Source organism: Streptomyces speibonae, assembly GCF_984686075.1.
In genome coordinates this window covers 5,197,099-5,214,711 of sequence record NZ_OZ480260.1, presented here as the reverse complement: position 1 = coordinate 5,214,711, position 17,613 = coordinate 5,197,099, and the positions used below count along the sequence as shown (strand labels likewise).

At 70.6% G+C, this 17,613-nt stretch carries 20 protein-coding genes, 1 tRNA gene and 1 riboswitch; of the genes, 8 read left to right on the top strand and 13 right to left on the bottom strand.

The window, feature by feature from the left end; translation table 11 throughout:
• The first annotated feature begins 41 nt into the window (after positions 1 to 41).
• A complete protein-coding gene (locus tag AC5L3C_RS23510) occupies positions 42 to 377 on the top strand; it encodes an EthD domain-containing protein (protein WP_493650691.1) in 336 nt (111 codons plus the stop codon).
• Between the two features lie 18 nt (positions 378 to 395).
• Here AC5L3C_RS23510 and AC5L3C_RS23505 read toward each other — a convergent pair whose 3' ends face one another.
• From AC5L3C_RS23505 to AC5L3C_RS23490, 4 genes are all read right to left on the bottom strand, one after another.
• Positions 396 to 1,178: a DUF1707 SHOCT-like domain-containing protein gene (locus AC5L3C_RS23505; RefSeq protein WP_493650690.1), complete on the bottom strand. Its 783-nt coding sequence runs from the start codon at positions 1,176 to 1,178 to the stop codon at positions 396 to 398.
• Positions 1,179 to 1,211: 33 nt separating this feature from the next.
• Entirely contained in the window at positions 1,212 to 2,198 is a 987-nt protein-coding gene (locus AC5L3C_RS23500; RefSeq protein WP_493650689.1) for an ABC transporter ATP-binding protein, read from the bottom strand.
• 8 nt (positions 2,199 to 2,206) lie between these two features.
• The gene (locus AC5L3C_RS23495) at positions 2,207 to 2,983 is read right to left on the bottom strand and encodes an ABC transporter permease (RefSeq protein ID WP_493653987.1); all 777 of its coding nucleotides are present in this window, start codon (positions 2,981 to 2,983) and stop codon (positions 2,207 to 2,209) included.
• 64 nt (positions 2,984 to 3,047) lie between these two features.
• Positions 3,048 to 3,848: an ABC transporter permease gene (locus tag AC5L3C_RS23490; protein WP_493650688.1), complete on the bottom strand. Its 801-nt coding sequence runs from the start codon at positions 3,846 to 3,848 to the stop codon at positions 3,048 to 3,050.
• 238 nt (positions 3,849 to 4,086) lie between these two features.
• Between AC5L3C_RS23490 and AC5L3C_RS23485 the strand changes: the two genes are divergently transcribed.
• Positions 4,087 to 6,516 (top strand): transglycosylase domain-containing protein, encoded by a 2,430-nt coding sequence (locus AC5L3C_RS23485; protein WP_493650687.1) that lies wholly within the window; start codon positions 4,087 to 4,089, stop codon positions 6,514 to 6,516.
• Between the two features lie 20 nt (positions 6,517 to 6,536).
• On the opposite strand, the gene sugE is transcribed toward AC5L3C_RS23485, so the two are convergent.
• The 3 genes from sugE to AC5L3C_RS23470 all read right to left on the bottom strand — a co-directional run bounded on the left by sugE (position 6,537) and on the right by AC5L3C_RS23470 (position 7,751).
• Positions 6,537 to 6,857, bottom strand: a complete 321-nt coding sequence (gene sugE, locus AC5L3C_RS23480; RefSeq protein WP_493650686.1) for a quaternary ammonium compound efflux SMR transporter SugE — start codon at positions 6,855 to 6,857, stop codon at positions 6,537 to 6,539.
• Between the two features lie 32 nt (positions 6,858 to 6,889).
• A riboswitch (guanidine-III (ykkC-III) riboswitch) is annotated at positions 6,890 to 6,953 on the bottom strand.
• Between the two features lie 66 nt (positions 6,954 to 7,019).
• Positions 7,020 to 7,376 (bottom strand): GroES family chaperonin, encoded by a 357-nt coding sequence (locus tag AC5L3C_RS23475; RefSeq protein ID WP_125506198.1) that lies wholly within the window; start codon positions 7,374 to 7,376, stop codon positions 7,020 to 7,022.
• Between the two features lie 45 nt (positions 7,377 to 7,421).
• Entirely contained in the window at positions 7,422 to 7,751 is a 330-nt protein-coding gene (locus tag AC5L3C_RS23470) for a DUF3618 domain-containing protein (protein ID WP_493650685.1), read from the bottom strand.
• A 139-nt stretch (positions 7,752 to 7,890) separates the two neighbouring features.
• On the opposite strand from AC5L3C_RS23470, the gene bcp reads away from it, so the two are divergent.
• Together bcp and AC5L3C_RS23460 are read left to right on the top strand one after the other, a co-directional pair.
• A complete protein-coding gene (bcp, locus tag AC5L3C_RS23465; RefSeq protein WP_125506196.1) occupies positions 7,891 to 8,358 on the top strand; it encodes a thioredoxin-dependent thiol peroxidase in 468 nt (155 codons plus the stop codon).
• Positions 8,359 to 8,397: 39 nt separating this feature from the next.
• Positions 8,398 to 8,484: transfer RNA gene (locus AC5L3C_RS23460), tRNA-Leu, on the top strand.
• Positions 8,485 to 8,488: 4 nt separating this feature from the next.
• On the opposite strand, the gene rdgB is transcribed toward AC5L3C_RS23460, so the two are convergent.
• The 3 genes from rdgB to rph form a co-directional block, all read right to left on the bottom strand.
• Entirely contained in the window at positions 8,489 to 9,091 is a 603-nt protein-coding gene (rdgB, locus tag AC5L3C_RS23455; protein WP_493650684.1) for an RdgB/HAM1 family non-canonical purine NTP pyrophosphatase, read from the bottom strand.
• Between the two features lie 48 nt (positions 9,092 to 9,139).
• Positions 9,140 to 9,538, bottom strand: a complete 399-nt coding sequence (locus tag AC5L3C_RS23450; RefSeq protein WP_493650683.1) for a hypothetical protein — start codon at positions 9,536 to 9,538, stop codon at positions 9,140 to 9,142.
• Positions 9,539 to 9,681: 143 nt separating this feature from the next.
• A complete protein-coding gene (gene rph, locus AC5L3C_RS23445) occupies positions 9,682 to 10,419 on the bottom strand; it encodes a ribonuclease PH (protein ID WP_493650682.1) in 738 nt (245 codons plus the stop codon).
• A gap of 356 nt (positions 10,420 to 10,775) precedes the next feature.
• Here rph and AC5L3C_RS23440 point away from each other — a divergent pair, with 356 nt between their 5' ends.
• Positions 10,776 to 12,149, top strand: a complete 1,374-nt coding sequence (locus AC5L3C_RS23440; RefSeq protein ID WP_493650681.1) for a ricin-type beta-trefoil lectin domain protein — start codon at positions 10,776 to 10,778, stop codon at positions 12,147 to 12,149.
• A 72-nt stretch (positions 12,150 to 12,221) separates the two neighbouring features.
• On the opposite strand, the gene AC5L3C_RS23435 is transcribed toward AC5L3C_RS23440, so the two are convergent.
• Entirely contained in the window at positions 12,222 to 12,455 is a 234-nt protein-coding gene (locus AC5L3C_RS23435; protein WP_125506191.1) for a PTS sugar transporter subunit IIB, read from the bottom strand.
• A 190-nt stretch (positions 12,456 to 12,645) separates the two neighbouring features.
• Here AC5L3C_RS23435 and AC5L3C_RS23430 point away from each other — a divergent pair, with 190 nt between their 5' ends.
• Entirely contained in the window at positions 12,646 to 13,959 is a 1,314-nt protein-coding gene (locus tag AC5L3C_RS23430) for a PTS transporter subunit EIIC (protein ID WP_125506190.1), read from the top strand.
• Between the two features lie 221 nt (positions 13,960 to 14,180).
• Positions 14,181 to 15,431: a PTS transporter subunit EIIC gene (locus tag AC5L3C_RS23425; RefSeq protein ID WP_125506189.1), complete on the top strand. Its 1,251-nt coding sequence runs from the start codon at positions 14,181 to 14,183 to the stop codon at positions 15,429 to 15,431.
• Positions 15,432 to 15,503: 72 nt separating this feature from the next.
• On the opposite strand, the gene AC5L3C_RS23420 is transcribed toward AC5L3C_RS23425, so the two are convergent.
• On the bottom strand, positions 15,504 to 16,256 hold the full coding sequence (locus tag AC5L3C_RS23420; protein WP_125506188.1) for an MBL fold metallo-hydrolase: 753 nt from the start codon (positions 16,254 to 16,256) through the stop codon (positions 15,504 to 15,506).
• A gap of 201 nt (positions 16,257 to 16,457) precedes the next feature.
• Between AC5L3C_RS23420 and AC5L3C_RS23415 the strand changes: the two genes are divergently transcribed.
• Positions 16,458 to 16,595: a hypothetical protein gene (locus AC5L3C_RS23415; protein WP_493654205.1), complete on the top strand. Its 138-nt coding sequence runs from the start codon at positions 16,458 to 16,460 to the stop codon at positions 16,593 to 16,595.
• A 63-nt stretch (positions 16,596 to 16,658) separates the two neighbouring features.
• On the opposite strand, the gene AC5L3C_RS23410 is transcribed toward AC5L3C_RS23415, so the two are convergent.
• Positions 16,659 to 17,609 carry a PLP-dependent cysteine synthase family protein gene (locus AC5L3C_RS23410; protein WP_125506187.1) on the bottom strand — a complete coding sequence of 317 codons (951 nt, stop codon included), beginning with the start codon at positions 17,607 to 17,609 and terminating at the stop codon, positions 16,659 to 16,661.
• Positions 17,610 to 17,613 lie beyond the last annotated feature (4 nt).

Below are 17,613 nucleotides of genomic sequence, written 5' to 3'. Positions count from 1 at the left end.
CGCCCCAGGTCACCGAAGACATCGATGGAAGGAAAAAGCACGTGATCAAGTTCGCTTTCATGATCAACCGTATCGACGGCATGAGCCGCGACGATTTCGTCGCGTACCACCGGGAGCGCCACGCGCCGCTGTTCACGTCGATCCCGGAGGCGCGGCAGTACGTGAGGAAGTACACCGTCTCCCACCCGGTGCCCGCGGACGGGTACCCGGGCCCCGCCTACGACGGTCTCACGGAGATCTGGTTCGAGAGCTGGGAGGCCCACGACGCCTTCTTCGCCTCGGATAACTACAAGAAGCTGGTGAACCCGGACGAGAGCAGGTTCATCGACATGGACTCGGTGGCGGTGATGGTCACGGAGGAGCGGGTCGTGATCTGAGCGGCGGCTCCCAGGCCCTCAGCCGTCCTCGTGTCTGCGCGGGGAGCGTTTGCGCAGGAGGTCGTCGTGGTAGTTCATGTGGTCCTGGACGCGTGACTCCAACTCCCGGCGGCGTTCCTCCTTGCGCTCCAGCCGCTCGCGGCGGCGTTCCTCGCGCAGGCGCTGCTTCTCCGCCCGGGGCAGCTTGCGCTGGACGCCCACGCCGCCCCAGAAGGCCAGGCCCGTGACGATCACCCTGGGCGCGCCGGGCTCGCCGGGGACGCCCTCCTCGCGGTGGTCGAAGCCGCCCATGATGCCGACGCCGCGCACGACGACCTCGACGCCCGGCGGGACGATGACGTCCACCCCGCCCATGATCGCGACCGCGTTGATCACGATCTCCCGGTCCGCGAAGTAGGCGTCGCGCAGATCGACCTCGCCGCCGCCCCAGAAGGCGAAGCAGTTGAAGCGGCGCGGGGCCGTCCAGCGGCCCTTGCGCTGGAAGCCCGACATCACCGCCACCGCCCACGAGGACGTCCCGGCGTCGCCGTCGCCGACGATCCGGCCCGCCCAGTCGCCCGACGGCTCCGGGTCCTTGGTCAGGGAGACGGCGGGCGCGGCACTCGCCCCCGGGCCCGGCAGGTCGCGGGTGATCGGCGCCAGCTCCCCGTACGTACGCGCCGCGTAGGTGGCGTCCAGCCGCTCCCCGAACTCCTCCATGTCCAGACGGCCCTCCGCCAGGGCGTCCCGCAGGATGTCGGCGACCCGTTCACGGTCGGCGTCCGATGCACGAAGGTCCGGTGCGGCTGCGTCGTCGGTCATACCAGCAGCCTACGAGTTGTCTCCGTCACACCGCTATGAGGGCTCGGCGACGGGCGTCCCGCCGCGCTCGGTGTACATCCTCGCGATCACCGCCTCGATGTCCGGTTCCCTCACCGACAGGTCGACCAGCGGGTAGCGGGCGGCGACCTGGGCCACCAGTCGGGCCGCCGACTCCGAGGCCGGGAAGGCCAGCCACTGGCGCGGGCCCTCCACCCGTACCACCCGTGCGGGGGCGGGCGCCTCGATCGGCGGGAGCTCCCGCGCCAGGTCGACCACCAGGGTCCGCTCGCTCTCCCCCGCCCCGTGCAGCCCGGCGAGCGCGCCGTCGTAGACCAGGCGGCCGTGGTCGATGACCATCACGCGGGAGCACAACTGCTCGATGTCCTGCAGGTCGTGCGTCGTCAGCAGCACCGTGACGGCCCGGTCGGCGTTCAACTGCCGCAGGAAGTCGCGCACCTTGGTCTTGGAGATGACGTCCAGACCGATCGTGGGCTCGTCGAGGTAGAGCACCTCCGGGTCGTGCAGCAGCGCCGCCGCGATGTCCCCGCGCATCCGCTGGCCGAGGGAGAGCTGCCGTACCGGCACGTCCAGCAGGTCGCCCAGGTCGAGGCGTTCGACCAGCCGCTCGAGGTTGTCGCGGTAGCGCGCGTCGGGGATGCGGTACATACGGTGCATCAGCCGGTAGGAGTCGATGAGCGGAAGGTCCCACCACAGCGTCGTACGCTGCCCGAACACCACGCCCATGCGGTGCGCGAGCCGGGTCCGCTCCCGCGAGGGGTCGATCCCCGCCACCCGCAGCCGGCCCGCGCTGGGCGTGAGGATGCCGGTGAGCATCTTGATCGTCGTCGACTTGCCCGCGCCGTTCGGGCCGATGTAGCCGACCATCTCCCCGCGCTCCACCGTGAAGGACAGCGCGTCCACGGCGCGCACCTGCCGCCGCTCCCGTTTCAGGAAACCGGTCTTCCTGCGCACCTCGAAGACCTTCTCGACGTGGTCCAGTGCGATGAAGGCGTCCGTCATGACGGCCCCTAACTCCCCGTGCTCCGATACGACCTCAGCCCCGCCCGCCACACCAGCCCGGCCAGGGCCGCGCACACCACCGCCACCAGGGGCGCCGCGAAGGCCGACCCCTCCGGCAGCCCCAGCGGGTACGGGCGCCCCAGCAGATGCGCCGCCGGCACCCAGTTGACGAAGGCGAGCGGCAGCACGAACGTCACCCCGCGCACCAGGTCCCGCCCGAACACCGTCGGCGGATACTGCAGCAGCGTCGTGCCGCCGTAGGTGAACGCGTTCTGCACCTCCGCGGCGTCCTGCGCCAGGAACTGGAAGGCGCCGCCCGCCACGAACAGCGCACCGAAGATCACCGCTCCGCACAGCAGCGTCACCGGCACCAGCAGCAGCTTCGTGGCGGTCCACTCGACGTCGGCCGCCACCAGCGCCCAGCCCAGCACGGCCGCGCCCTGCACGCCCCGGCCCAGCCGGCGCAGCGCGAAGCGGTCCGCGGCGACCTGGGCGAGCACCGGCACGGGCCGCACCAGCAGCGTGTCGAACGAGCCGTCGCGCACCCGGCTCCCCAGCGAGCCCACCGAACCGAACGCCAGCTGGGCGGCCCCGAACGAGGTGACGGAGAGGCCGTACAGCAGGGCCACTTCGGGCAGCGTCCAGCCACCGAGCGCGTCGACCTGCGAGAACATCAGCAGGATCGCCACGAAGTCCAGGCCCGTCAGCAGCACGTTGCCGCACACCGTCAGGACGAAGGAGGTCCGGTAGGCCAGGGTGGAGCGGATCCACATCCCGGCGATCATCCGGTAGGCCCGCAGCCCCTCCGTCACCCGCGAACGCGCGGGAGGAAGCGTGTACGGCGGTGCCTCAGCCACCCTGCACCACCACCCGCCGCGTCGCCGCCGACTGCAGCAGCCGGCCCGCCGCCAGCAGCGCCACCGCCCACACCGCCTGGAAGGCGAACGCCGCCAGGGGCGCGGTCTCCCCCATCAGCACGTCCGCCGGCACCTGGAGCTGCGCCGCCCACGGCAGCGCCTGGACGACCTCGCCGAGGGAACCGGGGAAGGCGTTCAGCGGCAGCGTCATGCCCGAGCAGAAGAGCCCGGTCACCATCAGGGCCTGGGCGACGCCCTGGCCGTCCAGCAGCCAGAACGCGCTCAGCGCGAACAGGAAGCGGATGGCGAAGCTGACGACCAGCGCCAGCAGCAGGGCGAGCAGGAACGCCGCCCACACCGCCGGCCGGGCGGGCAGCGCGCTCGGGAAGACCAACGCACCGAAGACGAACGGGATCACGCCCCGCCCCAGCAGCTGGAACACCGCCCGCCCCACGTCGTTCGCCAGCCACCACAGCTGCAGATCGACCGGCCGGTACAGATCGACGGCGATGTCACCCGTACGGATGCGTTCCATCAGTTCGATTTCGCAGCCGCCGCCCTGGACGGCGAGCATCGCGAACAGCGCCTGGCCCAGCCACACATAGGTGACGGCCTGCGCCTGGTCGTACCCGCCGAGACCGGGCCGGGCCTCCCACAGGGCGAGATACGTGTAGACCAGGATCAGGCCGAAGACGGTGTTGGTGAACACCCCGGCGGCCGTGGCCACCCGGTAGGTCGCGTACCGCCGGAAGGCCCCCGCCGCGACGGCCGGGTACACGCGCCACGCACTCACGCCCGCCCCTTCCTCCCGCACCCGGCACCGAAGCGCAGGAGCCTAATGCGCACGCCGGGCCCGCTGCCACGCAATTTCCGGCGGGACGGACCGGCAGGGCCATGCGTGTGAGAAGCCGCAAGTGTGCGCGACGCGCGCCGCCGCCGCGGAAGGCGCCGCAGGATGGGACAGTCTTGAATAAGAGGAACGCACCCGGCGTACAGGAACGAACAAGGCGAAACAGGAGTCCGTGCACGACATGAGCGACGACCCGCGGCCGCAGCGCCACCCCGGCTGGGCACCGAGAGACCCCTCTCAGGCGGCGGACGGCCCCGAGGGGACGGCGGACGGCGGCGCGGGAGGCAGGGGCAGAGCCAAGCGCACCGGATGGCGGCGGCTGATCCCCTCCTGGCGCATGGTGGCCGTCGGCTTCCTCCTCACCGGCCTCCTCGTCGTCGGCGGGTTCTTCCTCGGCTACCACCTCGTGCAGATCCCCGCCGCCAACGCCCTGGCCACCCAGCAGGCCAACGTCTACCTCTACGCCGACGGCTCCGTCATCGCCCGCGACGGCGAGATCAACCGGGAGAACGTCACCCTCTCCCAGATCTCCGAGGCCGCCCAGCACGCCGTGCTGGCCGCCGAGGACCGCGACTTCTACACCGAGTCCGCCGTCGACCCCCAGGCCATGGTCCGCGGCGCCTGGAACACGCTCACCGGCAAGGGCAAACAGTCCGGCTCCACCATCACCCAGCAGTACGTGAAGAACTACTACCTGCGCCAGGAGCAGACCGTCACCCGCAAGGTGAAGGAGTTCTTCATCGCCATCAAGCTCGACCGCGAGCAGAGCAAGGACCAGATTCTCGAGGGCTACCTCAACACCAGCTTCTTCGGCCGCGGCGCCTACGGCATCCAGGCCGCCGCCCACGCCTACTACGACATGGACGCCTCCGAACTCGACGCCGGCCGCGCCGCCTACCTCGCCGCCCTCGTCAACGCGCCCAGCCAGTACGACGTCATCACCCACCCCGAGAACCGCGACACCGTCGAGGACCGCTGGAACTACGTCCTGGACGGCATGGTCGACGAGGGCTGGCTCGGCGAGCGCGAGCGCGCCGGCCTGACGTTCCCGACGCCCAAGGAGACCACCCACTCCGTCAGCATGTCCGGGCAGCGCGGCTACATCGTGAACATCGTCAAGAAGTACCTGACCGGCCGGGGCATCGTCGACGAGGCCACCCTCGACTCCGGCGGCTACCGCATCACCACCACCCTGCGCAAGGACAAGCAGGACGCCTTCGTCGAGGCCGTCGACGACAAGCTGATGGACCGGCTCGACCCGGAGAACCGCAAGGTCGACACCTACGTCCGGGCCGGCGGCGCCTCCATCGAACCGAAGACCGGCAAGATCGTCGCGATGTACAACGGCATCGACTACGTCAAGCAGTACACCCCCAACGCCACCCGCCGGGACTTCCAGACCGGCTCCTCGTTCAAGCCGTTCGTCTTCACCGCCGCCGTCGAGAACGGCTCCCGCACCCAGGACGGCCGCCGCATCACCCCCAACACCCACTACGACGGCACCAGCGAACGCCCCGTCCAGGGCTGGCCCGGCGACCGCTACGCCCCGGAGAACGAGGACCACCGCGACTACGGCGACATCACCGTCAGCGAGGCCACCGACAAGTCCGTCAACGCCGTGTACGCGCAGATGGCCGTCGACGTCGGCCCCGACAAGGTGCGCCGGACCGCCATCGCCCTGGGCCTGTCCGAGGACACCCCCAGCCTCGACGACGCCGGACCGTCCATCGCGCTCGGTGTCGCCACCGCCAGCGTCCTCGACATGGCCAAGGCGTACGCCACCCTCGCCAACCACGGCAAGCACACCGACTACACGCTGGTCGAGAAGGTCACCCGCGGCCAGGAGACCGTCGAACTGCCTGAACGGCACACCCGGCAGGCCGTCAGCCGGCAGGCCGCCGACACCACCACCTCCGTGCTCAAGGGCGTCGTCGAGAAGGGCACCGCCACCGCCGCCGGGACCGCCGGCCGGCCCGCCGCCGGCAAGACCGGCACCGCCGAGGAGGACACCGCCGCCTGGTTCGCCGGCTACACCCCCGACCTCGCCACCGTCGTCGCCGTCATGGGCCAGGACCCCGTCACCGCCGGCCACAAGTCCCTGTACGGCGCCCTCGGCCTGCCCCGGATGAACGGCGGCGGCGCGCCCGCGGAGATCTGGGGCCAGTACACGCGCAAGGCCCTGAAGGGCACGCCCGTCCAGTCGTTCAGCCTCCGGCTCCAGCCGGGCGCCTGGGAGAGCCAGCCGCCCTCCGACGAGAGCACCGGCCCGTCCTCCTCCGGCGACCCCTCCGAGGGCGGCGGCAGGACGCCGGACGAGGAGGACGGCGGCAGCCGCACCCCGGGCGGCACCGGGGAACCGGAGCGGGACGGGCCGAGCGGCGGCCGGGACGAGGACGCCACCAGCCCCGCTCCCACCGGCGGGGGCGGGACCGGTGGTGACGGGACGTCCGACGGGGGCACCCCGACGGGCGGCGGCACCGGCGACGGCGGCTCCGGGAGCAGCTCGGGCGGGGGCGGGGGCGGCGGCTCCGACGGCGACTCCAACGGCGACGGGACCGGCCCCGGAGGTCTCACCGGCTCCCTCACCCAGAGCGCCCGCCGGGTCTGGTGAGCCGCCCGGCGGCCCGCCGCTCAGTGACCCGAGGTCGCCCGCAGTCCGACCACGGCGACCAGCAGCAGACAGATGAAGAAGATCCGCGCGGCGGTCACCGGCTCCCCCAGCACCACCATGCCCACCACCGCCGCACCGGCCGCGCCGATCCCCACCCACACCCCGTACGCCGTACCGATCGGCAGCGTGCGGGAGGCGTACGACAGCAGCAGCATGCTCGCGACGATCCCGGCGGCCGTGAACACGCTGGGCACCAGGCGGGTGAACCCCTCGGTGTACTTCAGACCGACCGCCCAGCCGACCTCCAGCAGACCGGCGACGACCAGCAGGACCCAGGCCATGACGGCACCTCCGGGACACGAACGGAAACGGGGGTGCGTCGTCTTTGCCTTCACCCCGGTACGGCGCGTCTCGTCGGGGCCCCCTGAGGGGTCCTCCCACCGTAGCCGAAGAGAGCCGTAGGGGCTGGTGACCATGGTCACCAGCCCCTACAGACCTCGGAACTACAGGTACAGGCCGGTCGAATCCTCGGAACCTTCGAAGCGGTCCGCGGCGACGGCATGCAGATCGCGCTCCCGCATCAGCGCGTAGGCGGTGCCGCGCACCTCGACCTCCGCCCGGTCCTCCGGGTCGAACAGCACCCGGTCGCCCGGCTCCACGGTCCGCACGTTCTGCCCCACCGCGACCACTTCGGCCCAGGCCAGCCGGCGGCCCACCGCGGCCGTCGCGGGAATGAGAATGCCGCCCCCGGAACGCCGCTCGCCCTCGTTGGTGTCCTGCCGCACGAGTACGCGGTCGTGCAGCATCCGGATGGGCAGCTTGTCGTGCTGGGAACTGTGCTCGAGTCTCTTGGCGCTCACGTCCTGAAACCTACCTGTCTTCGCCACGCGCGCACGCGGGAGGGGTCACCGCCGACGCCGCCGCGAGCCCAGGGCCAGCAGCCCCACGACGCCCACCACCAGCACCGCGACCGGCACGACCCGCTCCAGCCGGGGCGAGCCCTCCTCGTTCACGAACTGCCCCTTGACGTCGCTCACCACGCTGTTGACGCGGACGTACGCCCGTCCCAGCGTGTGGTCCACATGGGACACCGCCCTGGCCTTCGCGTCGCCCACGATCGTCTTCGGGTGCACCCGCACCCCGATCTCGTCCAGGGTCTCGGCCAGCACCGCACGGCGGCGCTCGATGTCCGCCTCGATCTGCGCCGGGGTTCTGGTGTCCGCCGTGTCCGCCACCGTGTCGCCTCCGAAATCCACTGATACCTGTGCCGGACAGTCTGTCAGCTCCGGGCCGCCCCGCACGGTCAGGACCCCCGGTTACCCTCGATCCCGGCACCCGATCCACCCAGCGCGCACGTACGAGGAGACCAGACCGATGAGCGACCGCCTCCAGCCCGGGGACGAGGCCCCCGCCTTCACCCTGCCCGACGCCGACGGCAACGAGGTCTCGCTGGCCGGCCACAAGGGCCGCAAGGTCATCGTCTACTTCTACCCGGCCGCCCTCACTCCCGGCTGCACGAAGCAGGCCTGCGACTTCACCGACAACCTGGAGCTGCTCGCGGGCGCCGGCTACGACGTCATCGGCATCAGCCCCGACAAGCCGGAGAAGCTCGCCAAGTTCCGCGAGACGGAGTCGCTGAAGATCACCCTCCTCTCCGACGTGGACAAGAAGGTCCTCGACGCCTACGGCGCCTACGGCGAGAAGAAGAACTACGGCCGGACCTACATGGGCGTCATCCGCTCCACGGTCGTCGTCGACGAGGAGGGCAAGGTCGAACGCGCCCTGTACAACGTCCGCGCGACGGGCCACGTGGCCAAGATCATCAAGGATCTCGGCATCTGACGCCGCTGCCCGGCCGCTAGCATGGCCGGGCAGCATCAGGCGGCCGTGGTGGAACTGGCAGTCACGCTGGGTTTAGGTCCCAGTGGGGTAACTCCCGTGAGGGTTCGAGTCCCTCCGGCCGCACCAGTGTTCAGCCGAGCAGCTCCCGGACCACCGGTACCAGGGCGCGGAATGCCTTGCCGCGGTGGCTGATGGCGTTCTTCTCGGCCGGGGTCAGTTCGGCGCAGGTCCGGCTCTCGCCCTCGGGCTGGAGGATGGGGTCGTAGCCGAAGCCGTTGGTCCCGGCGGGGGTGTGCCGCAGGGTGCCGGTGAGGCGGCCCTCGACCACCCGTTCGGTGCCGTCCGGCAGCGCGAGCGCCGCCGCGCAGGCGAAGTGGGCTCCCCGGTGCGCGTCGTCGACGTCGGAGAGCTGGGCCAGGAGCAGTTCCAGGTTGGTGCGGTCGTCGCCGTGGGTGCCGGACCAGCGGGCGGAGAAGATGCCGGGAGCGCCGCCCAGGACGTCCACGCACAGCCCGGAGTCGTCGGCGACGGCGGGCAGGCCGGTGGCCCGGGCCAGGGCGTGGGCCTTGAGCAGGGCGTTCTCGGCGAAGGTGACGCCGGTCTCCTTGACGTCGGGGATGTCGGGGTAGGCGTCGGCGCCGACGAGGTCGTGGGGCAGGCCCGCGTCGGCGAGGATCGAGCGCAGCTCGGCGATCTTTCCGGCGTTGCGGGTGGCGAGGATCAGGCGGGTCATGGGCCCAGTATCCCCGGGCCCATGCGCGCGCTCCTACGGCGTGCAGACCTACGGCGTGCAGACCTTGGTGAGTTCACCGGCCGCGTCGGTGACGGGGCTGATGTCCGGGGTCTCGTCGCCGTTCTCGATGGAGGTGCGGACGTTGTCCACGGCCTTCGCGAGGTCGTCGACGGCCTTGGAGACGTCGGCGTTGTCGGTCTTGTCGCCGATCTCGTCGAGGTTCTGGTCGATCGAGTTCAGGCTCTCCTCGAGCTGGGTGACGTCGTTGCCCGCGGTCTCGACGGCCTGCTGCATGTCGGTGACGCTGTCGGCTATGGCGTCGGCGGTCTGGACGCAGTCCAGTGCCTTGTCGACGGCGTCGCAGCCGGTGGTGAGTCCGGCGGTCAGCACGACGGCCGCCAGGGTGGCGGCGACGGCTGCGGTGCGGCGTCGGCGGCTCGCGGCCATGGATCGTTCCCCTCCCTCGTCGGGCCGGTGCGGCCCGCGTCATTGGCCGGGCGCCCGGGGATGAGCCGTGCGCCCGTACCCGATGAGACGCGGCGGCGGCCGGGGCGGTTGCTCGGCCCCGGCCACCCGTTTTGGCGTGTGCTTTACCTTTCCAGGACCGTGTCGAGTGCGGCCCGCTGCGCGGCGGCGAGTTCGGTGCAGCCGGTGACGGCGAGGTCGAGGAGGGCGTTGAGCTCGTCCCGGGCGAAGGGCTCGGCCTCGGCGGTGCCCTGGACCTCGACGAAGCGGCCGTCGCCGGTGCAGACGACGTTCATGTCGGTGTCCGCCTTGACGTCCTCCTCGTAGCGGAGGTCGAGGAGGGGCACTCCGTCGACGATGCCGACGGAGACGGCGCTGACGGTGCCGGTGAGGGGCTGACGGCCGGGCTTGACCAACTTCTTGGCCTGGGCCCAGGCGACGGCGTCGGCGAGGGCGACGTAGGCGCCGGTGATGGCGGCGGTGCGGGTGCCGCCGTCGGCCTGGAGGACGTCGCAGTCGAGGACGATGGTGTTCTCGCCGAGCGCCTTGTAGTCGATGACGGCGCGCAGGGACCGGCCGATGAGGCGGCTGATCTCGTGGGTGCGGCCGCCGATGCGGCCGCGGACGGACTCGCGGTCGCCGCGGGTGTTGGTGGCGCGGGGCAACATCGAGTACTCGGCCGTGACCCAGCCCTCGCCGCTGCCCTTGCGCCAGCGGGGGACGCCTTCGGTGAGGGAGGCGGTGCAGAGGACCCTGGTGTCGCCGAAGGAGACCAGGACGGAGCCCTCGGCGTGCTTGCTCCAGCCGCGTTCGATGGTGACCGGGCGGAGTTGTTCGGGGGTGCGGCCGTCGATTCGAGACATGGCGCCGAGCCTAGAGGACGCCGGCCGTGGGCGATCGCGGCCTGCGTTCCCCGGTGCGACAGGGGCGGGTGGTGCTGCGGGTGGTCACGCACCACGGTGATCAGCCTCACGCGTGAGGCGCGTCGGGCGGAACGGCGGGGAGCGCCGCGTTCCGGGCATTTCCGTTGCCCGGAAGGGCACGTTTCGCCGGCGTACGGCGAAGGACGCGGACGCCCCGGCCGGGGCGGGGGAGAGCACAGTCGGCGGGACGGGACGGGCGTAGCACCACAGGCCGGGCGAGCGGGTGCCTTTTCGGGCAGATGATCTTGCCTCGGAGTCCTCCGATCACCCGGCGTGTCTCCCCTAGCGTTCGGTGCGTGACCCTTTGGACTTCTCTTGAGCCGGTGTCGACGACGGTGGATCCCGGCGACAGCGCGACGGTGCGGCTGCGGGTGCGCAACACCGGTGACGTCGTGGACGAATACCGGTTCGAGCCGGTGGGTGACCTCGCGCCGTGGACGCGGGTGGAGCCGCAGTCGCTCCGGTTGTATCCGGGCACCACGGGGACGGTGGAGGTGTCGTTCACCGTGCCGCGGACACCGGACGCGGCGGCCGGTCCGCACCCGTACGCGGTGCGGATCACGCCCACGGAGCATCCGGAGGCGACGGCCGTCCCCGAGGGGAACCTGACCGTGACCCCGTTCACCGAGGTGCGGGCCGAGCTGGTGCCGCCGGTGGTGAAGGGACGTCTGCGGGGGCGTCCGAGGCTGGCGGTGGACAACCTCGGGAACACCAAGGTGACCGCGTCGCTGAGCGGCAGTGACAACGGTGAGCAGCTCTCGTACGACCTGACTCCGGCCAATGTGCAGATCGAACCCGGGCGTGCGGCGTTCGTCGAGACGCGGCTGAAGCCGCGGGAGATCATCTGGCTCGGTTCGAAGCAGGAGCGCCCGTACACGCTGGCGGTGAAGCGGTCGGGCGCCGATCCGGTCGAGGTGGAGGGGACGTTCGTCCAGCGCGGCTTCCTGCCCAGGTGGCTGGCCACGGTGCTGGGGATGGCGCTGGCGCTGGCCGTCGCGTTCGTGGTCGTCTGGCTGGCCTACAAGCCGCAGGTCCGCTCCCTGGCCACCGAACAGACGGCGAAGACCGAGGCCGGCGGGATCCCCGTGCCCAGCCCGGCGCTGTCCGCTCCGGCCGCCCTGCCCACCGCGCCGTCACAGGAGGAGAAGGAGCCCGAACCGGAGAAGAAGGACTCCGGGGACGCGGACGGTGCGGGCTCCGAGGACGAGGCGTCCGGTGACGACCAGAAGGAGACGGAGAAGAAGAAAGAGGAGGAGGAGTCCGTCGCCCTGGTCGGTGACCTCATCGTGGGGGTCGGGTCCGACCGGTGCGTCACCGTCCCGCTGAAGAAGGGCAAGGCGCACGACGGCACAGGGCTGGTGCTGCAGGACTGCGACCCCGAGGCCGCCAACCAGCGGTGGGACTTCCGGGGCGACGGCACCGTCCGCTCCATGGACATGTGCATGGATGTGGCCTGGGGCTCCCGGGACGACGGCGCCCTGATCCAGCTGGCCCGGTGCAGCGGCAACCCTGCCCAGACCTTCGTGACCAGCGGTGAGCAGTACCTCGTCAACCCGCAGTCGCAGAAGTGCGTGGACGCCATGTGGAGCGGCACCGCCAACGGAACGGGGCTGCATCAGTGGACGTGCGGGAACACGCCCAACCAGAAGTGGCGGCGGCAGTCCGCCTGACCCGGTGCCGGGCCCGTCCCGCACCGGCTGCCGCCGCGGGACGGGCCCGGCAGGTGTGGCTCTCGCCGGGGTTCACATCATGTCTTCGATTTCGGCCGCGATGGGGTCGGCGTCGGTACCGATGACGACCTGGATGGCGCTGCCCATCTTGACGACGCCGTGGGCGCCGGCGGCCTTGAGGGCGGCCTCGTCGACCTTGGAGGGGTCCACGACTTCGGTGCGGAGGCGGGTGATGCAGCCCTCGATCTCGTCGATGTTGTCGATGCCGCCGAGCCCGGCGACGATCTTCTCAGCCTTGGTGGCCATGTTCTGTTTCTCCCTGATCCGAACCGCTTTGTCGCAGTAACCCACAGTTGGCCCAGCTTTGCGAGCGGTCATGTCGTGGGTGCCGAAGGATGGCGTCACGACAGTGCGACCGCCCTCGTGACTGGTCTACACCACCCGGTGGACTGCCGCCAAACCCGTCGTGACCGCTGCGCAGCGAAGGGGGCCGGATGTGAGTGCCGACAGTCCTGCCGGTGCCGAGCCTACGGTGAGCCCCGTCCGTGACCGCTGGAACCGGTTCTTCCAGGGCCTGCAGAAGATGGGCCGCAGCCTGCAACTGCCGATCGCGGTGCTGCCGGCGGCGGGCATCCTCAACCGGCTGGGGCAGCCGGACGTCTTCGGGGACGACGGGCTCGGCTGGACGAACGTCTCGAAGGTGATGTCGGGTGCGGGCGGCGCGCTGCTGGACGGCTCGCTGGGGCTGCCGCTGCTGTTCTGTGTGGGTGTGGCCATCGGGATGGCGAAGAAGGCGGACGGTTCGACGGCGCTGGCGGCGGTGGCGGGGTTCCTCGTCTACTTCAATGTGCTGCGCCAGTTCCCGGAGGACTGCCCGGAGGGGTCGCGAGCGGTGCCGCAGGTCGGCTGTCAGGCCACCGACGGGTCGGGCACGGTGACCTCGTTCACCTTCCAGAACCCGGGGGTGTTCGGCGGCATCGTCATCGGGCTGATGGCGGCGTACTTCTGGCAGCGCTTCCACCGTACGAAGCTGGTCGACTGGCTGGGCTTCTTCAACGGCCGCCGGCTGGTGCCGATCATCATGGCGTTCGCGGCGATCGTGTTCGCGGCGCTGTGTCTGTGGGTGTGGCCGCCGATCGGCGACGCGCTGGAGAGCTTCAGCGACTGGATGACCGGTCTGGGCGCGTGGGGCGCGGGTGTGTTCGGTGTCGCGAACCGGGCGCTGCTGGTGGTGGGGCTGCACCAGTTCCTGAACGTGCCCATCTGGTTCCAGTTCGGCTCGTACACCAAGCCGGACGGGACCGTGGTGCACGGCGACATCAACATGTTCCTGGCGGGCGACCCGGACGCGGGGCAGTTCCTGTCCGGGTTCTTCCCGATCATGATGTTCGCGCTGCCGGCCGCGGCGCTGGCGATCACGCACTGCGCGCGTCCGAGCCGGCGCAAGGAGGTGGGCGGGCTGATGCTGTCGGTGGCGCTGACGTCGTTCGTCACCGGCATCACGGAGCCGATCGAGTACTCGTTCCTGTTCATCGCGCCGCTGCTGTACGCGGTGCACGCGGTGCTGACGGGTGTGTCGATGGCGGTGACGTGGGGGCTCGGGGTGCACGACGGGTTCAGCTTCTCGGCGGGGCTGATCGACTACGTCATCAACTGGAACCTCGCGACCCGGCCGTGGCTGATCATCCCGATCGGTCTGGGCTTCGCCGCGCTGTACTACGTCATCTTCCGCTTCGCGATCACGCGGTTCGATCTGAAGACGCCGGGACGGGAGCCGGAGGAGGAGGTCGAGGACGCGACGAAAGCGTGATCTCGTAGGCTGGAAGCGGCTTGTCGAGCCCTCGGACACTGCGGTCCGGGGGCTTTTCGGCGTGCCCGGGAGCGGTTCCGTAGCGGTTCCGTTTCGCGGTGTCCTGCGGACACGGTGGGTAGCTTCGCGGTCGCGGGATCGACGGGTTCCTTTATGTGGCCTTCATCGTGTACAACAGGTCTACACCACTAGTGGTGTAGACCACCACCGATGGAGGAAGTATGAGCACCGCCACCGACTCGGCGGCCCCCGCGAAGAAGCGGGGATCCGGCCTGTTCCAGGGCCTGCAGAAGGTGGGCCGCAGCCTTCAGCTCCCGATCGCCGTCCTTCCGGCGGCGGGCATCCTGCTCCGGCTCGGCCAGCCGGACGTCTTCGGCGCGGACGGCTTCGGCTGGGACAAGGTCGCCGCCGTCTTCGCCACCGCCGGTGGCGCGATCTTCGACAACCTGCCGATGCTGTTCTGCATCGGTGTCGCCATCGGCTTCGCCAAGAAGGCCGACGGCTCCACCGCGCTCGCCGCGCTCGTCGGCTTCCTGGTCTACAGCAACGTCCTGAAGGCCTTCCCCGTCACCGAGGCGAAGGTCCAGGCGGGCGAGGACATAGCCGCGACCTACAACAACCCCGGTGTCCTCGGCGGCATCATCATGGGTCTGCTGGCGGCGGTGCTGTGGCAGCGCTACCACCGCAAGAAGCTGGTGGACTGGCTGGGCTTCTTCAACGGCCGCCGGCTCGTCCCGATCATCATGGCCTTCGTCGGCACCCTCATGGGCGTCTTCTTCGGCCTGGTCTGGGAGCCGATCGGCGAGGTCATCTCGGACGCCGGCGAGTGGATCACGGGTCTGGGTGCCGCGGGCGCCGGTCTGTTCGGTCTGATCAACCGCGCGCTGATCCCGATCGGCATGCACCAGTTCGTCAACACCGTCTCCTGGTTCCAGATCGGTGACTTCACCAACGCCGCCGGTGAGGTCGTCCACGGCGACCTGAACCGCTTCTTCGCCGGTGACCCGGGCGCCGGCCAGTTCATGTCGGGCTTCTTCCCGATCATGATGTTCGGCCTCCCGGCCGCCGCCCTCGCCATCGCGCACGCCGCCCGCCCGGAGCGCCGCAAGGCCGTGATGGGCATGATGGTCTCGCTCGCGCTGACCTCCTTCGTCACCGGCGTGACCGAGCCCATCGAGTTCGCGTTCATGTTCATCGCCCCGGCGCTGTACGTGATCCACGCGGTCCTCACCGCCCTGTCCATGGCCATCACCTGGGCGCTCGGGGTGCACGCGGGCTTCACCTTCTCCGCGGGCGCCATCGACTACGGGCTCAACTGGAACCTGGCGACCAAGCCATGGCTGATCATCCCGATCGGCCTGGTGTTCGCGGTCATCTACTACGTGGTGTTCCGCTTCGCCATCGCCAAGTTCAACCTGCCGACTCCGGGACGCGAACCGGAGGAGGAACTCGAGGACGCCACCAAGGCGTGAGCAGGGCCTGTTGAACGGCACGAAGGCCCCGGAACCGACCCGGTTCCGGGGCCTTCGCCGTGCGCCGGCGCCTCAGATCTCGTACGTCGTCCCCGGCGACGCCAGCCCCACCGGGCCGTCGAACACCCTGCGGGCGTCGGTGAGGTTGACCTGCGGGTCGGTCCACGGGGGGATATGGGTGAGGATCAGACGGCGGGCGCCCGCCCGGGCCGCCGTCTCCCCCGCCTCGCGGCCGTTGAGGTGCAGGTCGGGGATGTTCTCCTTGCCGTGCGTGAAGGCGGCCTCGCACAGGAAGAGGTCGGCGTCGCGGGCCAGGTCGTCGAGCGCGGGGCTGACCCCCGTGTCGCCGGAGTAGGTGAGCGTCTTCCCGCCGTGCTCGATGCGGATGCCGTACGCCTCGACCGGGTGCGCGACGCGCTCGGTGTGCACGAGGAACGGGCCGATCTCGAAGGTGGACGGCTTGACCGTGTGGAAGTCGAAGACCTCGCTCATGGAGGAGGCCGAGGGGGTGTCGGCGTAGGCGGTGGTCAGCCGGTGCTCGGTGCCCTCGGGTCCGTAGACCGGCAGCGGGGCGCAGCGGCCGCCGTCGTGCCGGTAGTAGCGCGCCACGAAGTAGGCGCACATGTCGATGCAGTGGTCGGCGTGCAGATGGCTGAGGAAGATCGCGTCGAGGTCGTAGAGACCGCAGTGGCGCTGCAACTCGCCCAGGGCGCCGTTGCCCATGTCGAGAAGCAGCCGGAAGCCGTCGGCCTCGACGAGGTAGCTCGAGCAGGCCGATTCCGCGGACGGGAACGACCCCGAGCAGCCGACGACGGTGAGCTTCATGAAGCAGAAACCTCCGCTGGCGGGTATGGAGAGACGGGGGTCGTGCGGTTTGTCGAGCGTAAGGCGCAAAACCCATGGTCGCTCCTCCACCAGGGGCCGTTGTGGGCGAACTCACCTGTGCTGTCACCGGTTCGGCTGGAAGACGCACGTGCCGGTGACGGGAGGGGCGCGCGCTCCGGCGCGCGCCGGTACGGTCTGGGCATGGACACGGCTTGGTGGCTCGCGCTCGCGGCGGTGGTGCTGCTCGCGTTCGTCACCGCGCTCGTCGACGGGTGGGGGCGGGGGCACCGGCCCCGGCGGCGGCGCGGGTTCAAACGGCGCGGCGACGAAGGGGAGTGAACCAGCGGAAACGGCGGAGGGGCCGAAGACGCTGGTCTCCGGCCCCTCGATGCGGCTGACGCTTCAGGCCCAGAGCTGGCCGCGCAGGGTTTCGATGGCCTCTTCCGTCGTCGCGGCCGTGTACACGCCGGTCGACAGGTACTTCCAGCCGCCGTCGGCGACGACGAAGACGACATCGGCGCTCTCGCCCGCCTTGAGCGCCTTCTTCGCGACGCCGATCGCCGCGTGCAGGGCGGCGCCGGTGGAGACGCCGGCGAAGATGCCCTCCTGCTGGAGGAGCTCCCGGGTCCGGGTGACGGCGTCGGCGGAGCCGACGGAGAAGCGGGTGGTGAGCACGGAGGCGTCGTAGAGCTCGGGGACGAAGCCCTCGTCGAGGTTGCGCAGACCGTAGACCAGGTCGTCGTAGCGCGGCTCGGCGGCGACGATCCGGACGTCGCTCTTGTGCTCGCGCAGATAGCGGCCGACGCCCATGAGGGTGCCGGTGGTGCCGAGGCCGGCCACGAAGTGGGTGATCGACGGCAGGTCGGCGAGGATCTCCGGGCCGGTGGTCGCGTAGTGCGCGCCGGCGTTGTCCGGGTTGCCGTACTGGTAGAGCATCACCCAGTCGGGGTGCTCCGCGGAGAGCTCCTTGGCGACCCGCACGGCGGTGTTGGAGCCGCCCGCGGCCGGGGAGGAGATGATCTCCGCACCCCACATGCCGAGCAGGTCACGGCGCTCCTGCGAGGTGTTCTCGGGCATCACGCAGACCATGCGGTAGCCCTTGAGCTTGGCGGCCATCGCCAGCGAGATACCGGTGTTGCCCGAGGTCGGCTCGAGGATCGTGCAGCCCGGGGTGAGCCGGCCGTCCTTCTCCGCCTGCTCGATCATGAACAGCGCCGGACGGTCCTTGATCGAGCCGGTGGGATTGCGGTCCTCCAGCTTCGCCCAGATCCGGACGTCGGCGGACGGCGACAGCCGCGGCAGGCGCACCAAGGGTGTGTTGCCGACCGCGGCCAGCGGGGAGTCGTAACGCATCGGC

What these genes read in the sequence shown, in the direction of transcription:
- AC5L3C_RS23450 (WP_493650683.1), bottom strand. Translation starts at nt 9,538, where the DNA reads ATGGCCGCGAGCCGCCGACGCCGCACCGCAGCCGTCGCCGCCACCCTG.
- AC5L3C_RS23420 (WP_125506188.1), bottom strand. Translation starts at nt 16,256, where the DNA reads ATGAAGCTCACCGTCGTCGGCTGCTCGGGGTCGTTCCCGTCCGCGGAA.
- rph (WP_493650682.1), bottom strand. Translation starts at nt 10,419, where the DNA reads ATGTCTCGAATCGACGGCCGCACCCCCGAACAACTCCGCCCGGTCACC.
- sugE (WP_493650686.1), bottom strand. Translation starts at nt 6,857, where the DNA reads ATGGCCTGGGTCCTGCTGGTCGTCGCCGGTCTGCTGGAGGTCGGCTGG.
- AC5L3C_RS23415 (WP_493654205.1), top strand. Translation starts at nt 16,458, where the DNA reads ATGGACACGGCTTGGTGGCTCGCGCTCGCGGCGGTGGTGCTGCTCGCG.
- AC5L3C_RS23410 (WP_125506187.1), bottom strand. Translation starts at nt 17,609, where the DNA reads ATGCGTTACGACTCCCCGCTGGCCGCGGTCGGCAACACACCCTTGGTG.
- AC5L3C_RS23505 (WP_493650690.1), bottom strand. Translation starts at nt 1,178, where the DNA reads ATGACCGACGACGCAGCCGCACCGGACCTTCGTGCATCGGACGCCGAC.
- AC5L3C_RS23425 (WP_125506189.1), top strand. Translation starts at nt 14,181, where the DNA reads ATGAGCACCGCCACCGACTCGGCGGCCCCCGCGAAGAAGCGGGGATCC.
- AC5L3C_RS23500 (WP_493650689.1), bottom strand. Translation starts at nt 2,198, where the DNA reads ATGACGGACGCCTTCATCGCACTGGACCACGTCGAGAAGGTCTTCGAG.
- AC5L3C_RS23495 (WP_493653987.1), bottom strand. Translation starts at nt 2,983, where the DNA reads ATGATCGCCGGGATGTGGATCCGCTCCACCCTGGCCTACCGGACCTCC.
- rdgB (WP_493650684.1), bottom strand. Translation starts at nt 9,091, where the DNA reads ATGACCCGCCTGATCCTCGCCACCCGCAACGCCGGAAAGATCGCCGAG.
- AC5L3C_RS23435 (WP_125506191.1), bottom strand. Translation starts at nt 12,455, where the DNA reads ATGGCCACCAAGGCTGAGAAGATCGTCGCCGGGCTCGGCGGCATCGAC.
- bcp (WP_125506196.1), top strand. Translation starts at nt 7,891, where the DNA reads ATGAGCGACCGCCTCCAGCCCGGGGACGAGGCCCCCGCCTTCACCCTG.
- AC5L3C_RS23485 (WP_493650687.1), top strand. Translation starts at nt 4,087, where the DNA reads ATGAGCGACGACCCGCGGCCGCAGCGCCACCCCGGCTGGGCACCGAGA.